13 protein-coding genes and 2 pseudogenes are annotated in these 16281 nt (G+C 63.5%); 9 read left to right on the plus strand and 6 right to left on the minus strand.

Annotated elements, in window-relative coordinates:
* Window positions 1-2 precede the first annotated feature (2 nt).
* The 5 genes and pseudogenes from ACFQI8_RS14805 to ACFQI8_RS14825 all read right to left on the minus strand — a co-directional run bounded on the left by ACFQI8_RS14805 (window position 3) and on the right by ACFQI8_RS14825 (window position 3275).
* The gene (locus tag ACFQI8_RS14805; protein ID WP_390246363.1) at window positions 3-1103 is read right to left on the minus strand and encodes an extracellular solute-binding protein; all 1101 of its coding nucleotides are present in this window, start codon (window positions 1101-1103) and stop codon (window positions 3-5) included.
* Window positions 1104-1385: 282 nt separating this feature from the next.
* The gene (locus ACFQI8_RS14810) at window positions 1386-1538 is read right to left on the minus strand and encodes a hypothetical protein (RefSeq protein WP_390246091.1); all 153 of its coding nucleotides are present in this window, start codon (window positions 1536-1538) and stop codon (window positions 1386-1388) included.
* 132 nt (window positions 1539-1670) lie between these two features.
* A complete protein-coding gene (locus ACFQI8_RS14815; protein WP_390246093.1) occupies window positions 1671-2408 on the minus strand; it encodes an aspartate/glutamate racemase family protein in 738 nt (245 codons plus the stop codon).
* 60 nt (window positions 2409-2468) lie between these two features.
* Window positions 2469-2651: pseudogene (locus tag ACFQI8_RS14820) on the minus strand (deoxyhypusine synthase family protein); the annotation flags it as partial.
* 180 nt (window positions 2652-2831) lie between these two features.
* Window positions 2832-3275 carry a DoxX family protein gene (locus ACFQI8_RS14825; protein ID WP_390246095.1) on the minus strand — a complete coding sequence of 148 codons (444 nt, stop codon included), beginning with the start codon at window positions 3273-3275 and terminating at the stop codon, window positions 2832-2834.
* Between the two features lie 683 nt (window positions 3276-3958).
* Here ACFQI8_RS14825 and ACFQI8_RS14830 point away from each other — a divergent pair.
* From ACFQI8_RS14830 to ACFQI8_RS14870, 9 genes are all read left to right on the plus strand, one after another.
* Complete coding sequence (locus ACFQI8_RS14830; protein WP_390246097.1) at window positions 3959-4696, plus strand: 2-phosphosulfolactate phosphatase; 738 nt, start codon at window positions 3959-3961, stop codon at window positions 4694-4696.
* Window positions 4689-5486: a sugar phosphate isomerase/epimerase family protein gene (locus ACFQI8_RS14835; RefSeq protein WP_390246099.1), complete on the plus strand. Its 798-nt coding sequence runs from the start codon at window positions 4689-4691 to the stop codon at window positions 5484-5486. Before ACFQI8_RS14830 ends, ACFQI8_RS14835 begins: the two co-directional genes overlap by 8 nt.
* Before the next feature lie 232 nt (window positions 5487-5718).
* Window positions 5719-6582: a DUF8171 family membrane protein gene (locus tag ACFQI8_RS14840; RefSeq protein ID WP_390246101.1), complete on the plus strand. Its 864-nt coding sequence runs from the start codon at window positions 5719-5721 to the stop codon at window positions 6580-6582.
* Window positions 6583-6601: 19 nt separating this feature from the next.
* On the plus strand, window positions 6602-8425 hold the full coding sequence (locus ACFQI8_RS14845) for an ABC transporter ATP-binding protein (protein WP_390246103.1): 1824 nt from the start codon (window positions 6602-6604) through the stop codon (window positions 8423-8425).
* A complete protein-coding gene (locus ACFQI8_RS14850; RefSeq protein ID WP_390246105.1) occupies window positions 8422-9381 on the plus strand; it encodes an energy-coupling factor transporter transmembrane component T family protein in 960 nt (319 codons plus the stop codon). The genes ACFQI8_RS14845 and ACFQI8_RS14850 overlap by 4 nt, the downstream gene beginning before the upstream one ends.
* Before the next feature lie 195 nt (window positions 9382-9576).
* Complete coding sequence (locus ACFQI8_RS14855; RefSeq protein WP_390246107.1) at window positions 9577-10860, plus strand: sensor histidine kinase; 1284 nt, start codon at window positions 9577-9579, stop codon at window positions 10858-10860.
* Between the two features lie 150 nt (window positions 10861-11010).
* Entirely contained in the window at window positions 11011-11652 is a 642-nt protein-coding gene (gene rdfA, locus ACFQI8_RS14860) for a rod-determining factor RdfA (protein WP_390246109.1), read from the plus strand.
* Window positions 11653-12000: 348 nt separating this feature from the next.
* Window positions 12001-13974, plus strand: a complete 1974-nt coding sequence (locus tag ACFQI8_RS14865; protein ID WP_390246111.1) for an archaea-specific SMC-related protein — start codon at window positions 12001-12003, stop codon at window positions 13972-13974.
* 768 nt (window positions 13975-14742) lie between these two features.
* On the plus strand, window positions 14743-15354 hold the full coding sequence (locus ACFQI8_RS14870; RefSeq protein WP_390246113.1) for a molybdenum cofactor guanylyltransferase: 612 nt from the start codon (window positions 14743-14745) through the stop codon (window positions 15352-15354).
* A gap of 214 nt (window positions 15355-15568) precedes the next feature.
* Here ACFQI8_RS14870 and ACFQI8_RS14875 read toward each other — a convergent pair.
* Window positions 15569-16261, minus strand: a pseudogene (locus ACFQI8_RS14875) (IS6 family transposase).
* Window positions 16262-16281: the final 20 nt, after the last annotated feature.

The following is a 16281-nucleotide window of genomic DNA, read 5'->3' on the forward strand; positions in this document are numbered from 1 at the left end:
CCTCAGATGTTCGCGCCGCGCGTTATCTCTTGGATGATGTCCTCCTGTTTTTCGACCAACTGACCGTAGTCGACTTGGAACTCGGTCCGGTCGTACTCGGCCGGGTCGATGAACTCGTCGGGAAGCTCCAGCTCGGAGGAGCGAATCGGCCTGACGTAGGCGTCGAGGAACTGCTGTTGGCCCTCCAACGAGAGGACGTAGTCCATGAACAGCTTCCCCGCCGCCGGGTTCGGCGCGCCCTCCAAGAGCGCGTAGCCGTACGGCATGTTGAGCGCGCCTTTGTTCCCGTTTTCCCCGCCCAAGAGCGCGACGCCGACGTTCTCTTCTGCGACCTCGTCGTTGTTGTACTTGAGGTCGAGGCCGGAGTAGTCGTACCGGATGAACGTCGCGTACTCGCCGCGGGAGAACTGCGCGAGGAAGTTGTCGGTGAACTCAGCGCCGCCCTCCTGAATCCGCTCGTAGTAGTCGATGACGGGCTGGAGGTCGTCCATACTGCCGCCGCGGGCGTTGTTGACCGACAGCGCCGCCGCGAGCCCGACCGCCGCCTGCGGGGTCTGGAGCGCGAGGTCCTGCATGATTTCGGGCTGGAGCAGGTCCTCCCACGTGGTCGGCTCGTCGAGGCCGCGTTCCTCGTAGATGTCCTTCCGGTAGGTCACGGCCGTCGTCACTCGACGGGTCGCCGTGACGTGGCCGTCGTCGGTCTTGAGCGAGTCCGGCACCTTGTCCCACCCCTGCGGCTTGTACGCCTGCGTGAAGCCCTCGTTCCGGGCGACGATGCCGTAGGTGTAGCCGCCGTTGTACCCGGAGTGGGTCATGTTGTTCGAGTGCGAGCGCATGTGTTGGAGCGCCTCGCCCGACGAGCGGTCGTCGTCGTGGACGGCCACGCCGTAGGAGTCCTCGAACGACTGCATCAGCGACGGCCAGTTCATCCACCCGGACTGCACGCAGTAGAAGTACAGCATATCTGGGAACGCAGTGGCCTCGATGTTCGTCTGGAAGTCCTGATACCCGACCTCGTAGGTCTCCGCGTCGTCACCGGAACCCGTCGAGGCGGCGTCGCCCTCGGAACTACTCGTGGTCAGACAGCCGGCGAGACCCGCCACCGCCGCGGCAGAACTCCCGATGAAACTTCGCCTGGTTGATACCATCACTCGGGCAACACGACCGGCCACTAAAGAGAATTGCTATGAGTCTAACGTAGCCGTTTCGATGGGTGAAACACCCACATAGCGCTACTTGGGGAACAATAGAAACGGTTGCTCTGTCGCATTAGTGGAGTTTCGGCTTTCGACGTGCACCACCTCGTCGAATCCGACGACGGCGCCACCGAGTTCTCGACGGGAGCACTCCCCCAGTTACTCCCGCGAGAGGCGGTTCGGGATTCCCTACTGCATCATCAACCCGAGCGGGACGCTCCCGAGGAACCCGGTGAGTATCGCGGCGAGCCAGTGCGCGGGCGGCACGTCTCGAATTGCGGCCCGGATGCGGGTTCGCCAGCGTCGCCGGTCGTTCCGCGTCCGCGTGGCGTCTTCGTTCATTGAACGACTATTCGTGGGCGACGATATGACTCTACTGAGTGAGTGCTTACTTAGTATCAGACGCACGAAATTGTCGTGACGAACTACACTCGACTAGCCACATTCGGAGGACACCCGGCGCGACAGATTCAGTTACGCGTCTGTCTTCCCCGCGAGGCTTCGCTCGACGGCCCGCTCAACGTGGAGCGCCGTCGTGTCGAACAGCGGCACGCCCGGTCGATCAGTCTGTTCGACGAGTAGTTCGATTTCCGTGCAACCGAGGACGATACCTTCGGCACCCCGCTCGACCAGACTGTCGATGGCTCCCAGATAGAACGCGCGAGACGACTCGCGAATCTCGCCCTTGGTCAACTCCTCGAAGATGATTCGGTCGAGTTCGCCGAAGCGCGAGCTGTCGGGGACGACAACGTCGATACCGCGTTCTTCGAATCGCTCCCGATAAAACGCGCCCTCCATCGTCGCCCGAGTCCCCAAGACGCCGACCGTGTCCAGTCCCTCGGCGCGAATCGCGTCTGCGGTCGGGTCGACGATGTGGACGAACGGAATCGACAGCGCCGCCTCGAGTCGCGGGGCGACCCTGTGCATCGTGTTCGTCGCCATGACGACGAAGTCCGCGCCGCCCGCTTCGAGGTCGGTCGCGGCGGCGGCGAGGTACTCCCCCGCGTCGCCCCACTGCTCGGTTCGGATGAATCGCTCGATGGTACCGAAGTCGACGCTTCGAATCAGGAGTTCCGCCGCGTGATGGCCGTCGCGAACATCGTTGATACCCTCGTCAATGAGTCGGTAGTACTCAATCGTGGATTGGCTGCTCATGCCGCCGAGGACGCCGACCGTTCGTAGTTCGCCGCCGACCGCATCGTCTTCGTTCATGTTGGGTGAGTAATTACTCGTTCACGGTGGTAAATATCGCTCGGCGGGGGTGCAGCCGCGCTAGTTCTTGAACGCACCGGCGACGATAAGCGGGAAGACGAGCGTCGCCTCGGCTTCGATTTGCGTGTAGTTCGTATCGTGGTCCTTGATTTTCCCCCACGACACGGCCTTGTTCGGGGGCGCGCCCGACAGCGAGCCGTCGCCCTCCATCCCTATCGAGGTGTAGACGACGTAGTCCGCGCCGACGAAGTCGTAGCCCCGAACGTCGGCCGAATCAATGCCTCGTCGCTTTCGGGGACGACGTGGTCGTGAGTGTCGTCTTCGGTCATCGAATACGTCGCACCAGCGCGCTTGAATCCGTTCCGTTCGGTTCCGAAAACAGCCGGACGGCGTGGGAGAGGACACTAATCCGCTCGGTGACTGTTAGCGGTTCGGCGACGAGTCGACGCCGTCGTCGAACCCCGGGCGAGTGTACCACCACGCCCACGCGACGAGTACGCCCTGAAGCGGGAGTCGAAGCCACAGTGCCGCGTCCGAGGGCTCCCGAAGCGCCGCCGGGACGCCTTCGAGCGCGATGTCGCTCGTCGCCATGTAGACGTTCGCGGGGAAGACCGCGACCAACAGCGCGACGAGTCCCCACGCGGCGACGCGCTGAGTGCGGCGGAAGACGACGCCGACGCCGAGGGCGATTTCGGCGACGCCCGAGGCGTAGACGAGCGCGAGCGCCGCCGGGAAGACGGGCGGAACGACCTGCGCGTACGCGTTCGGCACGACGAAGTGCATCACACCGGCGAGGACGTAGAGGCTACCCATCACGTACCGGAGCGGTGTCTTGAATCGGCGGAGTCGTTCGGCGGCGAGGGTCATCTCGAATCGACGTTGGACCGGCGGTCAAAGACGCTGTCGGCGACAGCGAATCGGTGACCACGTGCGTGTTCGAAATTCACTATCTAGACAATAAAACACTATCTGATCTGACATATCTTGTATGGTGCCTCAGGAGTCGGCAGAAACGTCTGGTTTCGGCGTAGACGACAGCTAGCGGGTGCCTCGACCTCGGAACGCCCGTTTCAAACCTTCAGGCACGACGATAAGGCCGCGGTGTGAGTCGGACTCCTCTCTGAGCATCACGCTAACTCGGAAAGCGCTCGAATTACGTGAGAGTAAACAGGCTCTCACGCCCCATGCATTTCGGCACTCAAACGCGTCGAATTCGGCGTTTCAAGGAGTCAGAACAAGAATTTAGTGGTCATAGAACTCCGGTGGGCGAGTCACCGCGTCCACCCACGTTCGAGACGAAGGACGCGAGGCGAAAAATATATCATAATACGCGAAGATAATAGTATGATTTTCTGATTGTTCGAGACGAAAGTCGATGCGGTGGCGGGCGGGGCGTCTATCGGGTATCAGCGGGTCGCTCGTGCGGCCGGCCGGAGTGAGCGAGGCGCGTCGCCGCCGCGGGGAAACGTGTTGTTCGAGCTACCGATAGTACGGTTCGGTATATATCGCTACTAGCAACTGACTTGTAGGTGTTGTCGAGAACCTGGGCTATGTCCGTAGATGGACGACAGACAGAGCCGTTTGTAGAGACGTTGATAGAGGGCTGTGAGAACATCCCGGCGGAGCCGACTCCGGGTGACTACGTGGTGGTGGACGTGACCCACTTCTCGGCGACCGTGGCGGAACTGCTCGCGCTCGGCGCGGAGTACGTCCACGTGACCGACGAGCGCGGCGACGAACCGGCGTATCGGGAGGACCACCCCGAGTGTCTCATCGGCGGCGGCAAGACCGACGATTACGAGCCGAACCCCGGCTACGACTTCTTCAACTCGCCGAGCTACGTCCAGCGACTGGACCTCGACGGGCGGCCGACCGCGATGACCTCCACGAACGGCGGGCGCGCCGTCTCGACGCTCCGCGAGCGCGGCGGGTCCGACATCGAGGTGTTCGTCGGCGGTTACACGAACGCCGCGGCGGTCGCTGACTTACTCGGCGACCGCGGGCGACCGATAACTATCGTCGCCAGCGGGTCGAGCGGCCAGCCGACGCCCGACGACACCCTCGGCGCGGCGCTCATCGACGAGTATCTCCACGGCGACGGCCTCACCGACCGCGACCGCGAGCGGTACGCGCGCCTCCTCGTAACTGCGAAGGGACCGCGATACGAACAGAAACACGAGATTCGGCGGCGCGACCTCCAGGAGTTCGAGACGGCCATCGACTCCCGGTCGGTCGTGCCCGTCCTCCGCGACGACCGCCTCGTCCCCGCGAGCCGGGTCGATGTCTGAGGCGACGCCCGTCCAGCGACCGCGGTTCGGCGCGTCGATGGACATCCGCTACGCCGACGAAGTCGCGTCGTTCGCCGAGTTCCTCCGGCGATTCGACCTGAACCACGTCGAACTCCGCGCGGGCTATCTGGACGTCCGGGCTGACGAGCGAGACGTCGAGCGCCTGCGGGCGGTCGCCGAGGAGTTCGACGTGAGCTACACGGTCCACGGCCCGCATCTCGACGTCGCGCCCGGAAACGTCAACGAGCGCCTTCGGGAGGCCTCGGTCGCGGCGACGAGAGACGCCATCGAACTCGCCGCGGCAATCGATGCCGGCGGCGTCATCGTCCACGGCGGGTCGGTTCGGACCCGCTATCCCGAACACGTCCGCGAGCACACCCGCGAGCAGGCGGTCCAGACGCTCCGCGAGTGCGCCGAGTTCGCCGCCGACGCGGGCGTGCCGGTCTGCCTCGAAAACCAGCGTGACAAACCGGGAACGCGCCGACACACGGCGACTCCGGACCGACTCGCGGCGTTCCTCGACGACGTCGGCGTCGGCGACGAGTACCTGAAGCTGACGCTCGACGTGGGCCACGCGAAGGCGACGGGCGTCGACTACCGGCAGTTCGTCGAACGGTTCGGCGACCGCATTCAGGTTGCGCACCTCCACGACAACGACGGCACCGAAGACGCACACGAACCACTTCCGTCGTTCAGGTCGGTCGCCGCGGACATCGACGCCCCGTACAACGTCTTGGAGATGAAGTCCCGCACTGACGTCGAGCGCTGTGTGAGCGCGACCGACGCCTGATAGTCGGCGTCGGCGTCGCCGCCGAGCAGTTCTTTTTTCGACACGAGCAGTCGCGTTCAGTCGCGTCCGAATCGGTCCGCGAGCGCCGCGACCGGGCGGCATCCGGAGCACAATATACCGACGCGATTGCTATGTACGTCCACCGATTGCTCCACAGAGTACAGTCCAATATACAGTCGTACGCTATGTTCATACCAACGGTTAAACAGGTTGCTTAACCACCACCACCCGGATGGTGACAACGTCCAGCAACTCGAGTAGTGCGTTCAGTTTCGACCATAGGGACATGATGGCGTTCATCCTCGTCATGTCGCTACACGGTCTGCAAAGCATGATTACGGAACTCCTGCCGGAGTTCTCGGTGGGTGGGTTAGGTCTCTCTATCGGACCGTTCTGGTTCGTTGCGATGTCGGTCGTTCTCCTCTTCCGGTCGTTCTGGGCCTGTCTCGCGATTCCGGTCGGCGGCATCGTCTTCGGAGAGATTCTCATCGGTGACTTCAGCGCGCTCGGAGCGGTCGAAGGGCTAATCGTCATCACGCTGTCGTGGTTCTTCGTGATGTCGCTCATCACGGACCCGAAAGACGTCAAGCAAATCGCGGCGCTGGGCTTCCTCGCGAAGGCGATGGAAGAGACCGCGGCGTGGTTCATCGACGTCGGGAAGTTCTACGTCGGCGTGGAAGAACTCGAAGCGATTTCGTGGCTCCCCGAGACCGTGTGGGCCACCGAGGGAATCGGTGCCCTGCTTCAGATTATCATCGCGGGTGTCATCTTCGGGGCGATTCCGACGCTGTTCCTCTACCCGCGGCTCCGCGGGAAAATCGAACCGCTACTCGGCATGAGTCCCGTCGAGGGCCGCGACGGCCCGATGTTCACGCGCACGTCTCTGAAACGACTGATCGCGTGGGTGGCGCTGATACCCGTCGCGTTCGCGTTCGAGACGCTGAGCGAGACCAGCGGCGGGCTCATCACGTTCACGCCGGAGTTCGTCGAAACGTACGGCCAAGCGTTCCTGTTCGTGCCGATTGCCATCGCGGCGGTCGTCTCGTTCGGGCTCGTCGCCTACCGCCAGCGCAAGGTCGACGGCCTGCAGGACTGACCCTCGTCTCCTTGTTTTTATGAGTAGCAACAACATCGTCGTCGAGAACCTGACGTTTCAGTACCCCGGCGGCGACGAGGCGGTATTGCGCGACGCGAGCGTGACGATAGAGCCGGGCGAGTTCACGGCCGTCGTCGGTGGCAACGGAAGCGGAAAGACGACCCTGTGTAAGACGTTCAACGGCCTCATCCCGCACTTCTTCGAGGGGACGTTCGACGGACGCGTCACCGTCGCCGGCACCGACACCCGCGAGTCGGACGTCGCCGAACTCTCGAAGACGGTCGGCTACGTCTTCCAGGACTTCGAGAACCAACTCGTTCAGGAGACGGTCCGCGACGACGTGGAGTTCGCACCCCTCAACCACGGGCTCGACGACTACGCCGAGCGAGCGACCCGCGCGCTCGAAACGCTCGGTCTCGACCATCTCGAAGACCGGTTCATCTGGGAGCTGAGCGGCGGCCAGCAACACCTCGTCGCCCTCGCGGGGGTGCTCGCGATGGACCCCGAGTTCATCTTCGTCGACGAGCCGGCCGCACAGCTCGACCCCCGAAACGCCCGCGAGACGTACGAACAGCTCCGACGACTCAACGAAGAGCGGGACAAGACGATAATCGTCATCGAACACCACTCCGAGTTCATCGCCGACTACTGCGACGAGATGGTGCTCGTCTCCGACGGCGGGGTCGCCTGGAAGGAACCGGTCGAGGTCGGGCTCAACCGGCTCGACGACTTGCTCGCACACGACATCCATCCGCCGCAGGTCACGAAAATCGCCGACGGCCTGCCGTCAGAGGCGGGCACCCTGCCTGACGGCCGGTATCCCGTGACCGTCGACGAGGCGGCGACGGCGTTTCAGCCCGCCACGACGTGCGAGTCGCGGGCCGCGGTCGACGGCGGCGCGGTAGCGACACTCGGCGCGGACACCGACGACGCGCCGACCGACCGCGGGCAGGACGGGGACGCGCTGGTGACGATGCGCGGTGTCGGCCACGGCTACCCCACGCTTCGCGAAGGCTACAATCGCGTGCTCGACGGACTGGACCTCGAACTGCACGCGGGCGACCGGGTCGCGCTCGTCGGTGCCAACGGCTCCGGGAAGTCGACGCTGTTGCGGTTGCTGACGGGGTTAGAGTCCCCGGATCAAGGGAGCGTGACGGTTCTCGGCCGCGACACGAGCGAGACGCTCCCCGAGCAACTGGCCGACGACACCGTCTACATCCACCAGAACCCCGAGGAGATGTTCGTCGAGGACACCGTCCGCAAGGACGTCGCCTACTACCTCGAAAACCGCGACGCCCCGAACGTAAACGAACGCGTCGACGAGATTCTCGCGTATCTGGACCTCGAACACCTCGCCGACCGCGACGGTCGCCTGATGAGCCTCGGCCAACAGCGCCGCGCGTCGCTGGGCATCGGGCTCGCGACCGACCCGACGGTCGTCCTCTTGGACGAACCCACGGGCAGTCTCGACCTCCAGAGCCGCCGCGAGGTGACCGGAATGCTCCGGAAGGCCGAGAGCCGCGTCGAGACCGTCGTCGTCGCCTCGCACGACCTGCAACTGGTCGCGGCGTGGGCCAACCGCGTCCTCGTCATGGGCGACGGCGAGGTGCTCGCGGACGCGCCGCCGGCGGCGGTGTTCTCCGACCCTGACCTCCTCGCCGAGACCGACCTGCGACAGCCGCAGGTAGTCGAACTGAGCCAGCGACTCGGGCTGGAATCGCCCGCCCTCAGCACCGATTCGATGTGTGAGACGCTGGCTCGTTCGCTCGACGGCGACGGGGTCGCAGACGGCGGTGTCGGCGACGTGGGCGGCGACGCCGAGTCGGACGGAGGGACGCGATGAAGTACGTCGACGCGTTCACCGACATCTCGGTCACCGACATCAAGGTCGACTTGATGCGGACGGCCTACGACAACGAGGACGCGCTGTTGAACAGCTTCGACCCGCGAGTCGTCCTGCTGTGGACCGTGCTGTTCATGATTATCCCGTGGCTGTTCTACGACACGCTTCCGCTGGCCATCCTGCTCGCGGCGGCCTTCGTGCTCGCCGCGCTCTCGCAGGTCAGCAAGTACCTGCTCGCGTTGCTCCTGTTCGGCCAAGTCACCAACGTCGGCTTCTTCGTGGTGTTGGTCCCGCTCATCGGCGGGGCGATTCGAGCGGTGGGCCACTTGGGAGACAACGCCGCTCGGGTCGTCGAAGGCGTCATGACGGGCGACGTGAGCGTGTTCGCCGAAACCGGAACTATCGTCGCGGCCGCGGTCGGTCAGGGTATTCACACCGCCACGACCAGCCAGGAAGTCGGAATCGACGCCGTCGGGGCGCTCGTCCCGTTCTTCCTCAAGCTCACGATTATCTCGGTCATCAGCCTCGCCGTCTTCTCGGCGATGAGCCCGCAGAAACTCAGCAAGGGGATGTTGCGTCTGGGCGTCCCCCGACAGCTCACGTTCGCCATCGCGTACGGTTACCGGATGATGCCGTTGCTCGTCGAAGAGTACCACGCGCTCATCAACTCCTTCCGCCTCCGGAGCAAGGTTCCCGAAAAACAGGGGCTGTTCAGGTGGCGGTACTTCTACTACCTGCTGAGGCTCTCGGTCAAGGCGTTTTACCCGCTGATTTTCAACGTGGCGAAGCGCTCGCGGGTCACCGTCGAGGCGATGGAGACGAAGGGCTTCTCGCGCTCGCTGGGCGACGAACAGAGCCAAGCCCTCCGGACCGAAGGCATGATGATTCGGACCAGAGACGTCACGTTCGTCTTCGGGTCGTTGCTGTTCGTCGCCGCGGTCTGGGTGTTCACCTGACCGGCGCTCGCCGACCGCCGGGCTATTTTCGACTCCGTACGACTACCGAACACGGGGTTCCGCTATCGAATACAAAGTGAGTCAGACAGTCCACATAGCAACCACTTCATCGGTCATCGCCGTCAACGAGAGTATGCAAACGAGACAGAAGCCGCCGGTCGGACGCGGGAGACGCACGGGGCGTGGTGAATCGAAATGAAAGCCGAAACTCGGACGCGAGGGGTCGACGGCGAATCAGCGGGGGCAGGCGAGGAACCCCCCGGGGTATCCCATCGATACCTCCCGTGGGCAGTCGCCGCCGGCTCGGCCGTCCCGGTCGTCGCGCAGGTCGTCACGCTTCCCCCGGACCCGACGACGACGGCGCTCGACCTCGTCGGCGAAGGCGTCGTCGTCGCCGTGCTCTTCGCGTGTCTGTTCGTGGTGCAACGAATCCGCGACCCGTCCGTGTTCTATCCGCTGGCGGGCGGCGTCGCGGCCTCGTACCAGTTCGCGCTGACCGACTTCCTCGACGAGTTCGTCGAACAGCCCGCCTGGTTCAGTTATCTGTTCGAAGACGGCGCGCAGGCGCTCGGCGCGGTCCTCCTCGTGTTCGGCATCTATCGGTGGACCGTCGCACGCCAGCGGCGGGAGACCGAACTCCGCCAACAGCGCGAACAGCTCGCCGTCCTCAACCGCGTCCTCGAACACGACATCCGCAACGACACCCTGGTCATCCGCGGGTGGGCGTCGGTCATGCGGAAAGAGGCGGGGTCGGCGGCCGACGACCGACTGGGGAACATCGTCGCCGCGAGCAACGGCATCATCGACCTCACCGAGAGCACGGCGCAGTTCACCGACGTGCTCACCTCGGACCGAGCCGCCGACCTCGAACCGAAGCCCCTGGCCGAGACCGTCGAGACGGAGCTTCGGAAGGTCCGCGCCGGGCACGACGCCGACGTGGTCGTCGCCAGCGACCTCCCCGCGGTGGACGTCCTCGCCCACAGCATGCTCTCTGCGGTCTTTCGAAATCTCCTCGTCACGGCCGTCGAGCGGGCGGACGCCGAGCGCCCGCGGGTTCGCCTGCGCGCCGAACGCGGTGACGGCACCGTGACCGTCCGCATCTCCGACGACGGAACATCGTTCCCCGAGGACGCCCTCCTCGGCGCGGGCGAGACCGTCGCGGAGACGTCCGAGTCCCGAACCGGCCTCTCGCTCGTCGCCGCGCTCGTCGAGCAGTTCGACGGGAGCATCGCGGTCGAGAACGACCCCGACGGCGGCACGACCGTCGCCGTCACGCTCAGAACCGCCGAGGACGCGACGGCCTCCACCGTCGGCCGGGTCGCTGACGGCTTCGACGACGCCGAATCGACACCCGCAGAGTCGCCGACGGCGAGCGTCGACGGGGACGCCCGGGACGACTTCGCCGCCGTACACTCGGACCGCGAATCGCCGACCGGTCCAGGCCCGTCGACCGGCCGCGGCGACGCCACCAACTACTGACGCTCCTTCTCGGCTTCTCGTTTGCACCCTCTGTCCCCTCTTCTGCCTTTCTGTCCCTTCCTTTGCCTCTCTGTCCCCTCCGTTGCACCCTCACCCGGAACCACGTCCCCCGCGTCAAGCATATGTGCCCTCCCCGAATAGCAGTCGGTAGTGAGCGACTCACACGGCTCCCCGGGCGGGAAACGCGGCCCCGAGAGCAAGGTCAGCCGACTGCTCCGCGAGCGCGGCTTCGACGGTTTCGGCGCGGAGCTCGAACGACGCTGGACCGCCGAGGCGGGCGCGCGGTCGAGCCTCCGCGACCTCGCGGACGCGTTCAACCGCCGGCTCCTCCGCGCGGCGCTCGCCGAGCGGAACGAGCACGCCCTCGACGGCGAAATTGAGAACCTGTACCGCGTACTCACCGACGACGACGTTTCGAGCGGGGCGCGGACGAAAGCGGTCCACCGACTCGAACGCGCCGGCGTCGATGTCGAGCGACTGGAGGCCAATTTCGTCTCGCACCGCGCGATGCGCACCTATCTCACCTCGTACCGCGGCGTGACGCCGCCCTCAGAGACCGACCGCGACGACGGCGACCTCCGAGAGCGCCGCGCCGAAACTATCCGACGCCTGCTTGGTCGCGTCGAGCGCGTCACCGAGAAGTCGCTGTCCGACCTCGCGGCCGCCGACGAACTCGACGTCGACCTCGAGACCGCCGAACTGTACGTCGACGTTCGCGTCCACTGCCCGGACTGTAACGCTCAATACACCGTCGAATCCCTCATCGGCCGGGGCGGTTGCGACTGCGAATAACGCCGCTTTGCGCTTCGTTCAGCCCGACATCGAGCACCCCGAGACGACTGGGCTCCGAGTTCCTAAGACGTTCCGAAGCTCGCCGCGGTTCGAAACACATTCCACAGATATCTTTGGAACGAGTTGCGCGCCACCGCCGTCAGACGGAGATACGAGGCAGAAAGACCGGTCGGCACGGAGGCCGTTGGGGACGAATCGACGACTGACTTCCCGAAACGGTTAAATCAAGGACTACAGGCACCGATACGCAGTTTTTCACTCGGACAGAGAACACGTTCCATTACTATCCATGGAACGAGTTTTGGAGTTATCACCAACTGTTTTCACGGACCCCGGTGTGGTCACCGTATGGCCACGACGAACGGACCGGCCCGCCTGACCGTCGCCGGAATCGGCGGACTCGACGAGACCACCGTCGAGTTCGAACGCGGCGTCACCGTCCTCACGGCAGGGGACGCCGCCGACCGAACGACGCTCCTTCGGAGTCTCGTGACCGCGCTGGGAAGCGACGAGCACTCACTCGCCCGCGACGCCGATACCGACGACAGCCGGGTTGAACTCTCCGTCGGTGGCGAGCGGTACGCGCGGACGTTCGAGCGGAGCCACGGCCGGGTCGTCGCGTCCGGCGACCCGTACCTCGACGATTCGACGGCCGCCGACCGATTCGCCTTCCTCCTCGGCTCGAACGAGGCCAGACGGGCGGTCGCAAACGAGCGAGACCTGCGAGAGCACGTACTGTGCACCGTCGACACCGACGCCGTCCGCCAGGAAATCGCCGACCTCCGCGCGGAGCGCGCCGAGTTGGACGACCGAGTCGGGGAGCTAGCGGCGCTCGAATCAGAGCGGCCGAGCCTCCGCGAGCGCCGCGACGAACTGGACGCGACTATCGAGCGACTCGAAGCCGAGTTAGCGGACCGGCAAGCGACCCTCGACGGAATCGAATCGGCGGCGGTCGAAGCCGATGCCGACGCCGAGGAAGGCCCCGATACCGACGCCAATGGGTCCGACGCAGACGCGCGACAGGACCGACGGCGGGAGTTGAACGCGGCGCTCGATGACATCGAGGTCGAACTCGAAGCCGAACGTGAGTCACTGGACGCGCTCGACGCAGAAATCCACGAAATCGAGTCAGAACTGGACTCGCACCCCGCCGACCCAGCCGCCGAGCTCGATGCCCTGACCGACGAACTCGCGGACTCGCGCACTCGGAAACGACGGTTAGACGCCGACATCACGGACGTTCAGCGAACGCTACGGTTCAACGAGCGGTTTCTCACGTCGGAGACGTCGCCCGTCGCCGCCGTGAGCGAGGCCGAGAGCGAGAATGACGAAAGTGACGGCGAGTCGGACGACGGCGACAGCGTCGTCTGTTGGACGTGCGGAACGTCGGTCCCAGAAGCGAGCATCGAATCGACGCTCGACCAGCTTCGGACGCTCCGCGACGACCGCCGCGAGGAGCGCGCGGAGATCGAAGACCGCATCGAGCGGCTCCAAGAACGCCGGTCGGAACTCGAATCCCTGCGAGAGCGACGATGCGACCTCGAAACCCGACGCGAGGAGTTACGCCGCGAGCGCGCCGAGCGCCGGGGGCGCGTCGAGGACCTCGAAGCCCGATGCGACGACCTCGAATCGGAGATTTCCGACCTAAGACGCGATGCCGAGACCGCGGAGCCGGACGGCCGCGCCGCGCTCCTCGACGCCCACCGGGAGGTCAACCGCGTCGAGTTCGAGTTGGAACGGCGGCGCGAGGAACACGACACCGTCGTCGCCGACCTCGACTCCCTCGAAGCCGAACTCGACCGGCGGGCGGATCTCGAAATGCGGCAGGACGAAATCGACGACCGAATCGACGACCTCCGAGGGCGCATCGAACAGCTCGAACGCACGGCGGTCTCGGAGTTCAACGACCGCATGGCTGACGTTCTCGACGCCCTCGAACACGACCGGCTCGCTCGCGTTTGGATCGAGCGACAAAGCGATGATGACGCCCGCGACAGCGCGCTCCCATCGAGACGGTTCGTCCTCCACATCGAGCGCCGGACGGACGACGGGAAGACCTACGAGGACATCATCGACCACCTTTCGGCGTCCGAGCGCGAACTCGTCGGACTCGTGTTCGCTCTCGCCGGCTACTCCGTTCACGAAGTGTACGACGAAGTCCCGTTTCTCGTTCTCGACTCGTTGGGAGCCGTCGACGCCGACTACGCCCGAAAACTCATCGACTACGCCCGCACCGCCGCCGACTACCTCGTCGCCGCTCTTCCCGACCCGGACGCACGGACTCTTCCCGAGTCGTACCGACGAGTCCGAGTCGCCGACTGACGGCCGGTTGCCGGAGCTATCGACAACACGCAGGCGTCACGAACAGATCACTACGAGATGCACCGATACGTGACACCGTTACCAGTGTAATGTCTGCTGTAATCGAACTGGCGCTTCGAGAGCACACGCCGGTACACCGAGAGTAGCCCGACAGACAGATATGTAATTATTGTACAATTCTACCAATTAGACGGTATCGGTATTTGTACTCTCTAGACGACGTAGAACCGGTTTGAACCGGTGTTAGTCAGAGTATCGCAGTTCACACCATCTGAACTATCGATGCCTTGGCACCCTAAGTAAGAGATAAACAGGTCCTAAACAGGTCCAAGGGCGAGTGATTCATGCTACTGTCAGACCTGCTCAGCGACAGTGTAAAATTGTATATATTACACATTACTACAATTTTAAAGGCCGCATCAGACTCTCGATGGACGAACGCCAGTTCAGGAGGTTACCTAAACGGTACTTGAACTATCCAGATGCACTCATGACAAACTATTTAACTATCGAACGTTATCACCAGCCAACACGACGTCTCGTTCGTCACCAAGTGCTGTGTTAACCCGTGACTGAAGTGAAATTGAGATAACATGGCCAGCCATATCATGACTGTGACCCGTCCTCGACCGCTCTCACGTCCAAACTCGACGGTTCAAACGTCCTACAAAAACCGGCGAACACCTCGAAACCGGAGGCGTAGCCGCCCGTCGGCTGACGGGGGGTTCGGAGCACAACTGCTTTGCACGGCGAACGTGACGTCCCAGTATGCGAACTGGTGTCATCATCGCCGGGGGATACTCGACGCGGTTCGGCGAGGGGGACAAGGCGGTCGCCTCGCTGGCGGGGGCACCGCTCATTCACCGCGTCGCCGATCGGATGTCCGGCGTAATCGACACCCTCGTCGTCAACTGCCGACCGGAACAGACAGATGCACTCCGGACCGCGCTCGATGGCTACGACCACCCGATGACGATTGCGGAAGACACGGAGTGCAACGAGGGGCCGATGGCGGGAATCATGACGGGCCTGCGGGCCGTAGAGACGGAGTACGCGTTCGTCGCCGCCTGCGACATGCCCTTTCTCGACCCTTCGCTCATCGACCGACTGTTTGAACGGGCGACCGGCCGTGACGCCGCCGTGCCGCGGGTCGGTGACGGCTGGTTCCAACCGACTCACGCGGTGTACCGAGCCTCGACGATGGCCGACGCTTGTGAGGCCGCGCTGGCCGAAGGGAGCCAGAAAATTATCAGCCCGCTGTTCGCGCTCGACTACGTCGTCATCGAGGAAGACGAGGTGCGCGAGTATGCGAGTCTCGACACCTTCGAGAACATCAACACCCCCGAAGAGCTCGCCCGCGCGGCGGAACGGTTGGGCTAACGCACCACGACGGCCACGACGGGTTCAGACGCCGGCAACTACGTCAGGGCGACGCGCGGAACGTCGGGCCGAGCGAGGACGTCCGAAGCGACTTCTCGCGCGACCGTGCCCGTAGATGGGTTGTATCTCGGGTTTACGCGGTTTGAGGTGTCAGTCGAGAACCGCCCCGAAGCCCGGTGTATCAGTAATAGAAAAGTAAGTTTTCGGGTACTATCTAGTTAGTGACCTCTTCACCCGGTGTTCGTCTATCGAGCGCTTGCGGTGGTCTCTGAGAATGATAGTAATGAACAAATAATACAAGATATTGGCGGACGCTCAGCCGACTGCTCACCCACAAGTTGTGGAAACGGTCGACCCTCATTTTGAGCGTGTGAAACTACGTTTCAATCAGGTTTCGGTCGGTATAGTCGACTCAACTGTTCACTTTAATCGAGAGAATAGTATCAGATAGCCGAACGCATCGGCGAGAAACACGGCCTCCGAACAATCGTGTTTCTCGGAGACCCAATGGAGAAGCGCGGCCGCCGGAGCAGTTCCATGACGCTCGAACAACGTGGCGGCGATATTACTTTTGTGTCGGTAGATATTGTTTTTTTTTTATAACCAATACTGTCAGCCGTTGAGTTTGACAGCGGTCTCGTCGACCGCGACCCACCTCGGCGTCGCCGTGGACGGGTCTGTGACGCTGTCAGTCAGCATACATACTCACCAGAAATTGTTTGAAGCGAGTGTTCAGCGCCGAGTAGACCAAGAATCACTTCTGTTTCTCAGAGTGATAGACTAACAGCATAGGGTTGAACAGCCAACGCCCTGATAGGGTTGCTGTCCGCTCGCGTTGCCAACAATCAAGCGTAGCAGTGTCTGAACTCTCTTTGGGTTCTATACTCAGATAGTGACAGACAGACATTTTGTATCTTTTTCTGTTAT

Origin of the sequence: Haloferax chudinovii, assembly GCF_042663345.1 — an archaeon.
Lineage (GTDB): Archaea > Halobacteriota > Halobacteria > Halobacteriales > Haloferacaceae > Haloferax > Haloferax chudinovii.

What these genes read in the sequence shown, in the direction of transcription:
- ACFQI8_RS14810 (WP_390246091.1), bottom strand. Translation starts at nt 1,538, where the DNA reads ATGAACGAAGACGCCACGCGGACGCGGAACGACCGGCGACGCTGGCGA.
- ACFQI8_RS14815 (WP_390246093.1), bottom strand. Translation starts at nt 2,408, where the DNA reads ATGAACGAAGACGATGCGGTCGGCGGCGAACTACGAACGGTCGGCGTC.
- ACFQI8_RS14825 (WP_390246095.1), bottom strand. Translation starts at nt 3,275, where the DNA reads ATGACCCTCGCCGCCGAACGACTCCGCCGATTCAAGACACCGCTCCGG.
- ACFQI8_RS14830 (WP_390246097.1), top strand. Translation starts at nt 3,959, where the DNA reads ATGTCCGTAGATGGACGACAGACAGAGCCGTTTGTAGAGACGTTGATA.
- ACFQI8_RS14835 (WP_390246099.1), top strand. Translation starts at nt 4,689, where the DNA reads ATGTCTGAGGCGACGCCCGTCCAGCGACCGCGGTTCGGCGCGTCGATG.
- ACFQI8_RS14840 (WP_390246101.1), top strand. Translation starts at nt 5,719, where the DNA reads ATGGTGACAACGTCCAGCAACTCGAGTAGTGCGTTCAGTTTCGACCAT.
- ACFQI8_RS14845 (WP_390246103.1), top strand. Translation starts at nt 6,602, where the DNA reads ATGAGTAGCAACAACATCGTCGTCGAGAACCTGACGTTTCAGTACCCC.
- ACFQI8_RS14850 (WP_390246105.1), top strand. Translation starts at nt 8,422, where the DNA reads ATGAAGTACGTCGACGCGTTCACCGACATCTCGGTCACCGACATCAAG.
- ACFQI8_RS14855 (WP_390246107.1), top strand. Translation starts at nt 9,577, where the DNA reads ATGAAAGCCGAAACTCGGACGCGAGGGGTCGACGGCGAATCAGCGGGG.
- ACFQI8_RS14865 (WP_390246111.1), top strand. Translation starts at nt 12,001, where the DNA reads ATGGCCACGACGAACGGACCGGCCCGCCTGACCGTCGCCGGAATCGGC.
- ACFQI8_RS14870 (WP_390246113.1), top strand. Translation starts at nt 14,743, where the DNA reads ATGCGAACTGGTGTCATCATCGCCGGGGGATACTCGACGCGGTTCGGC.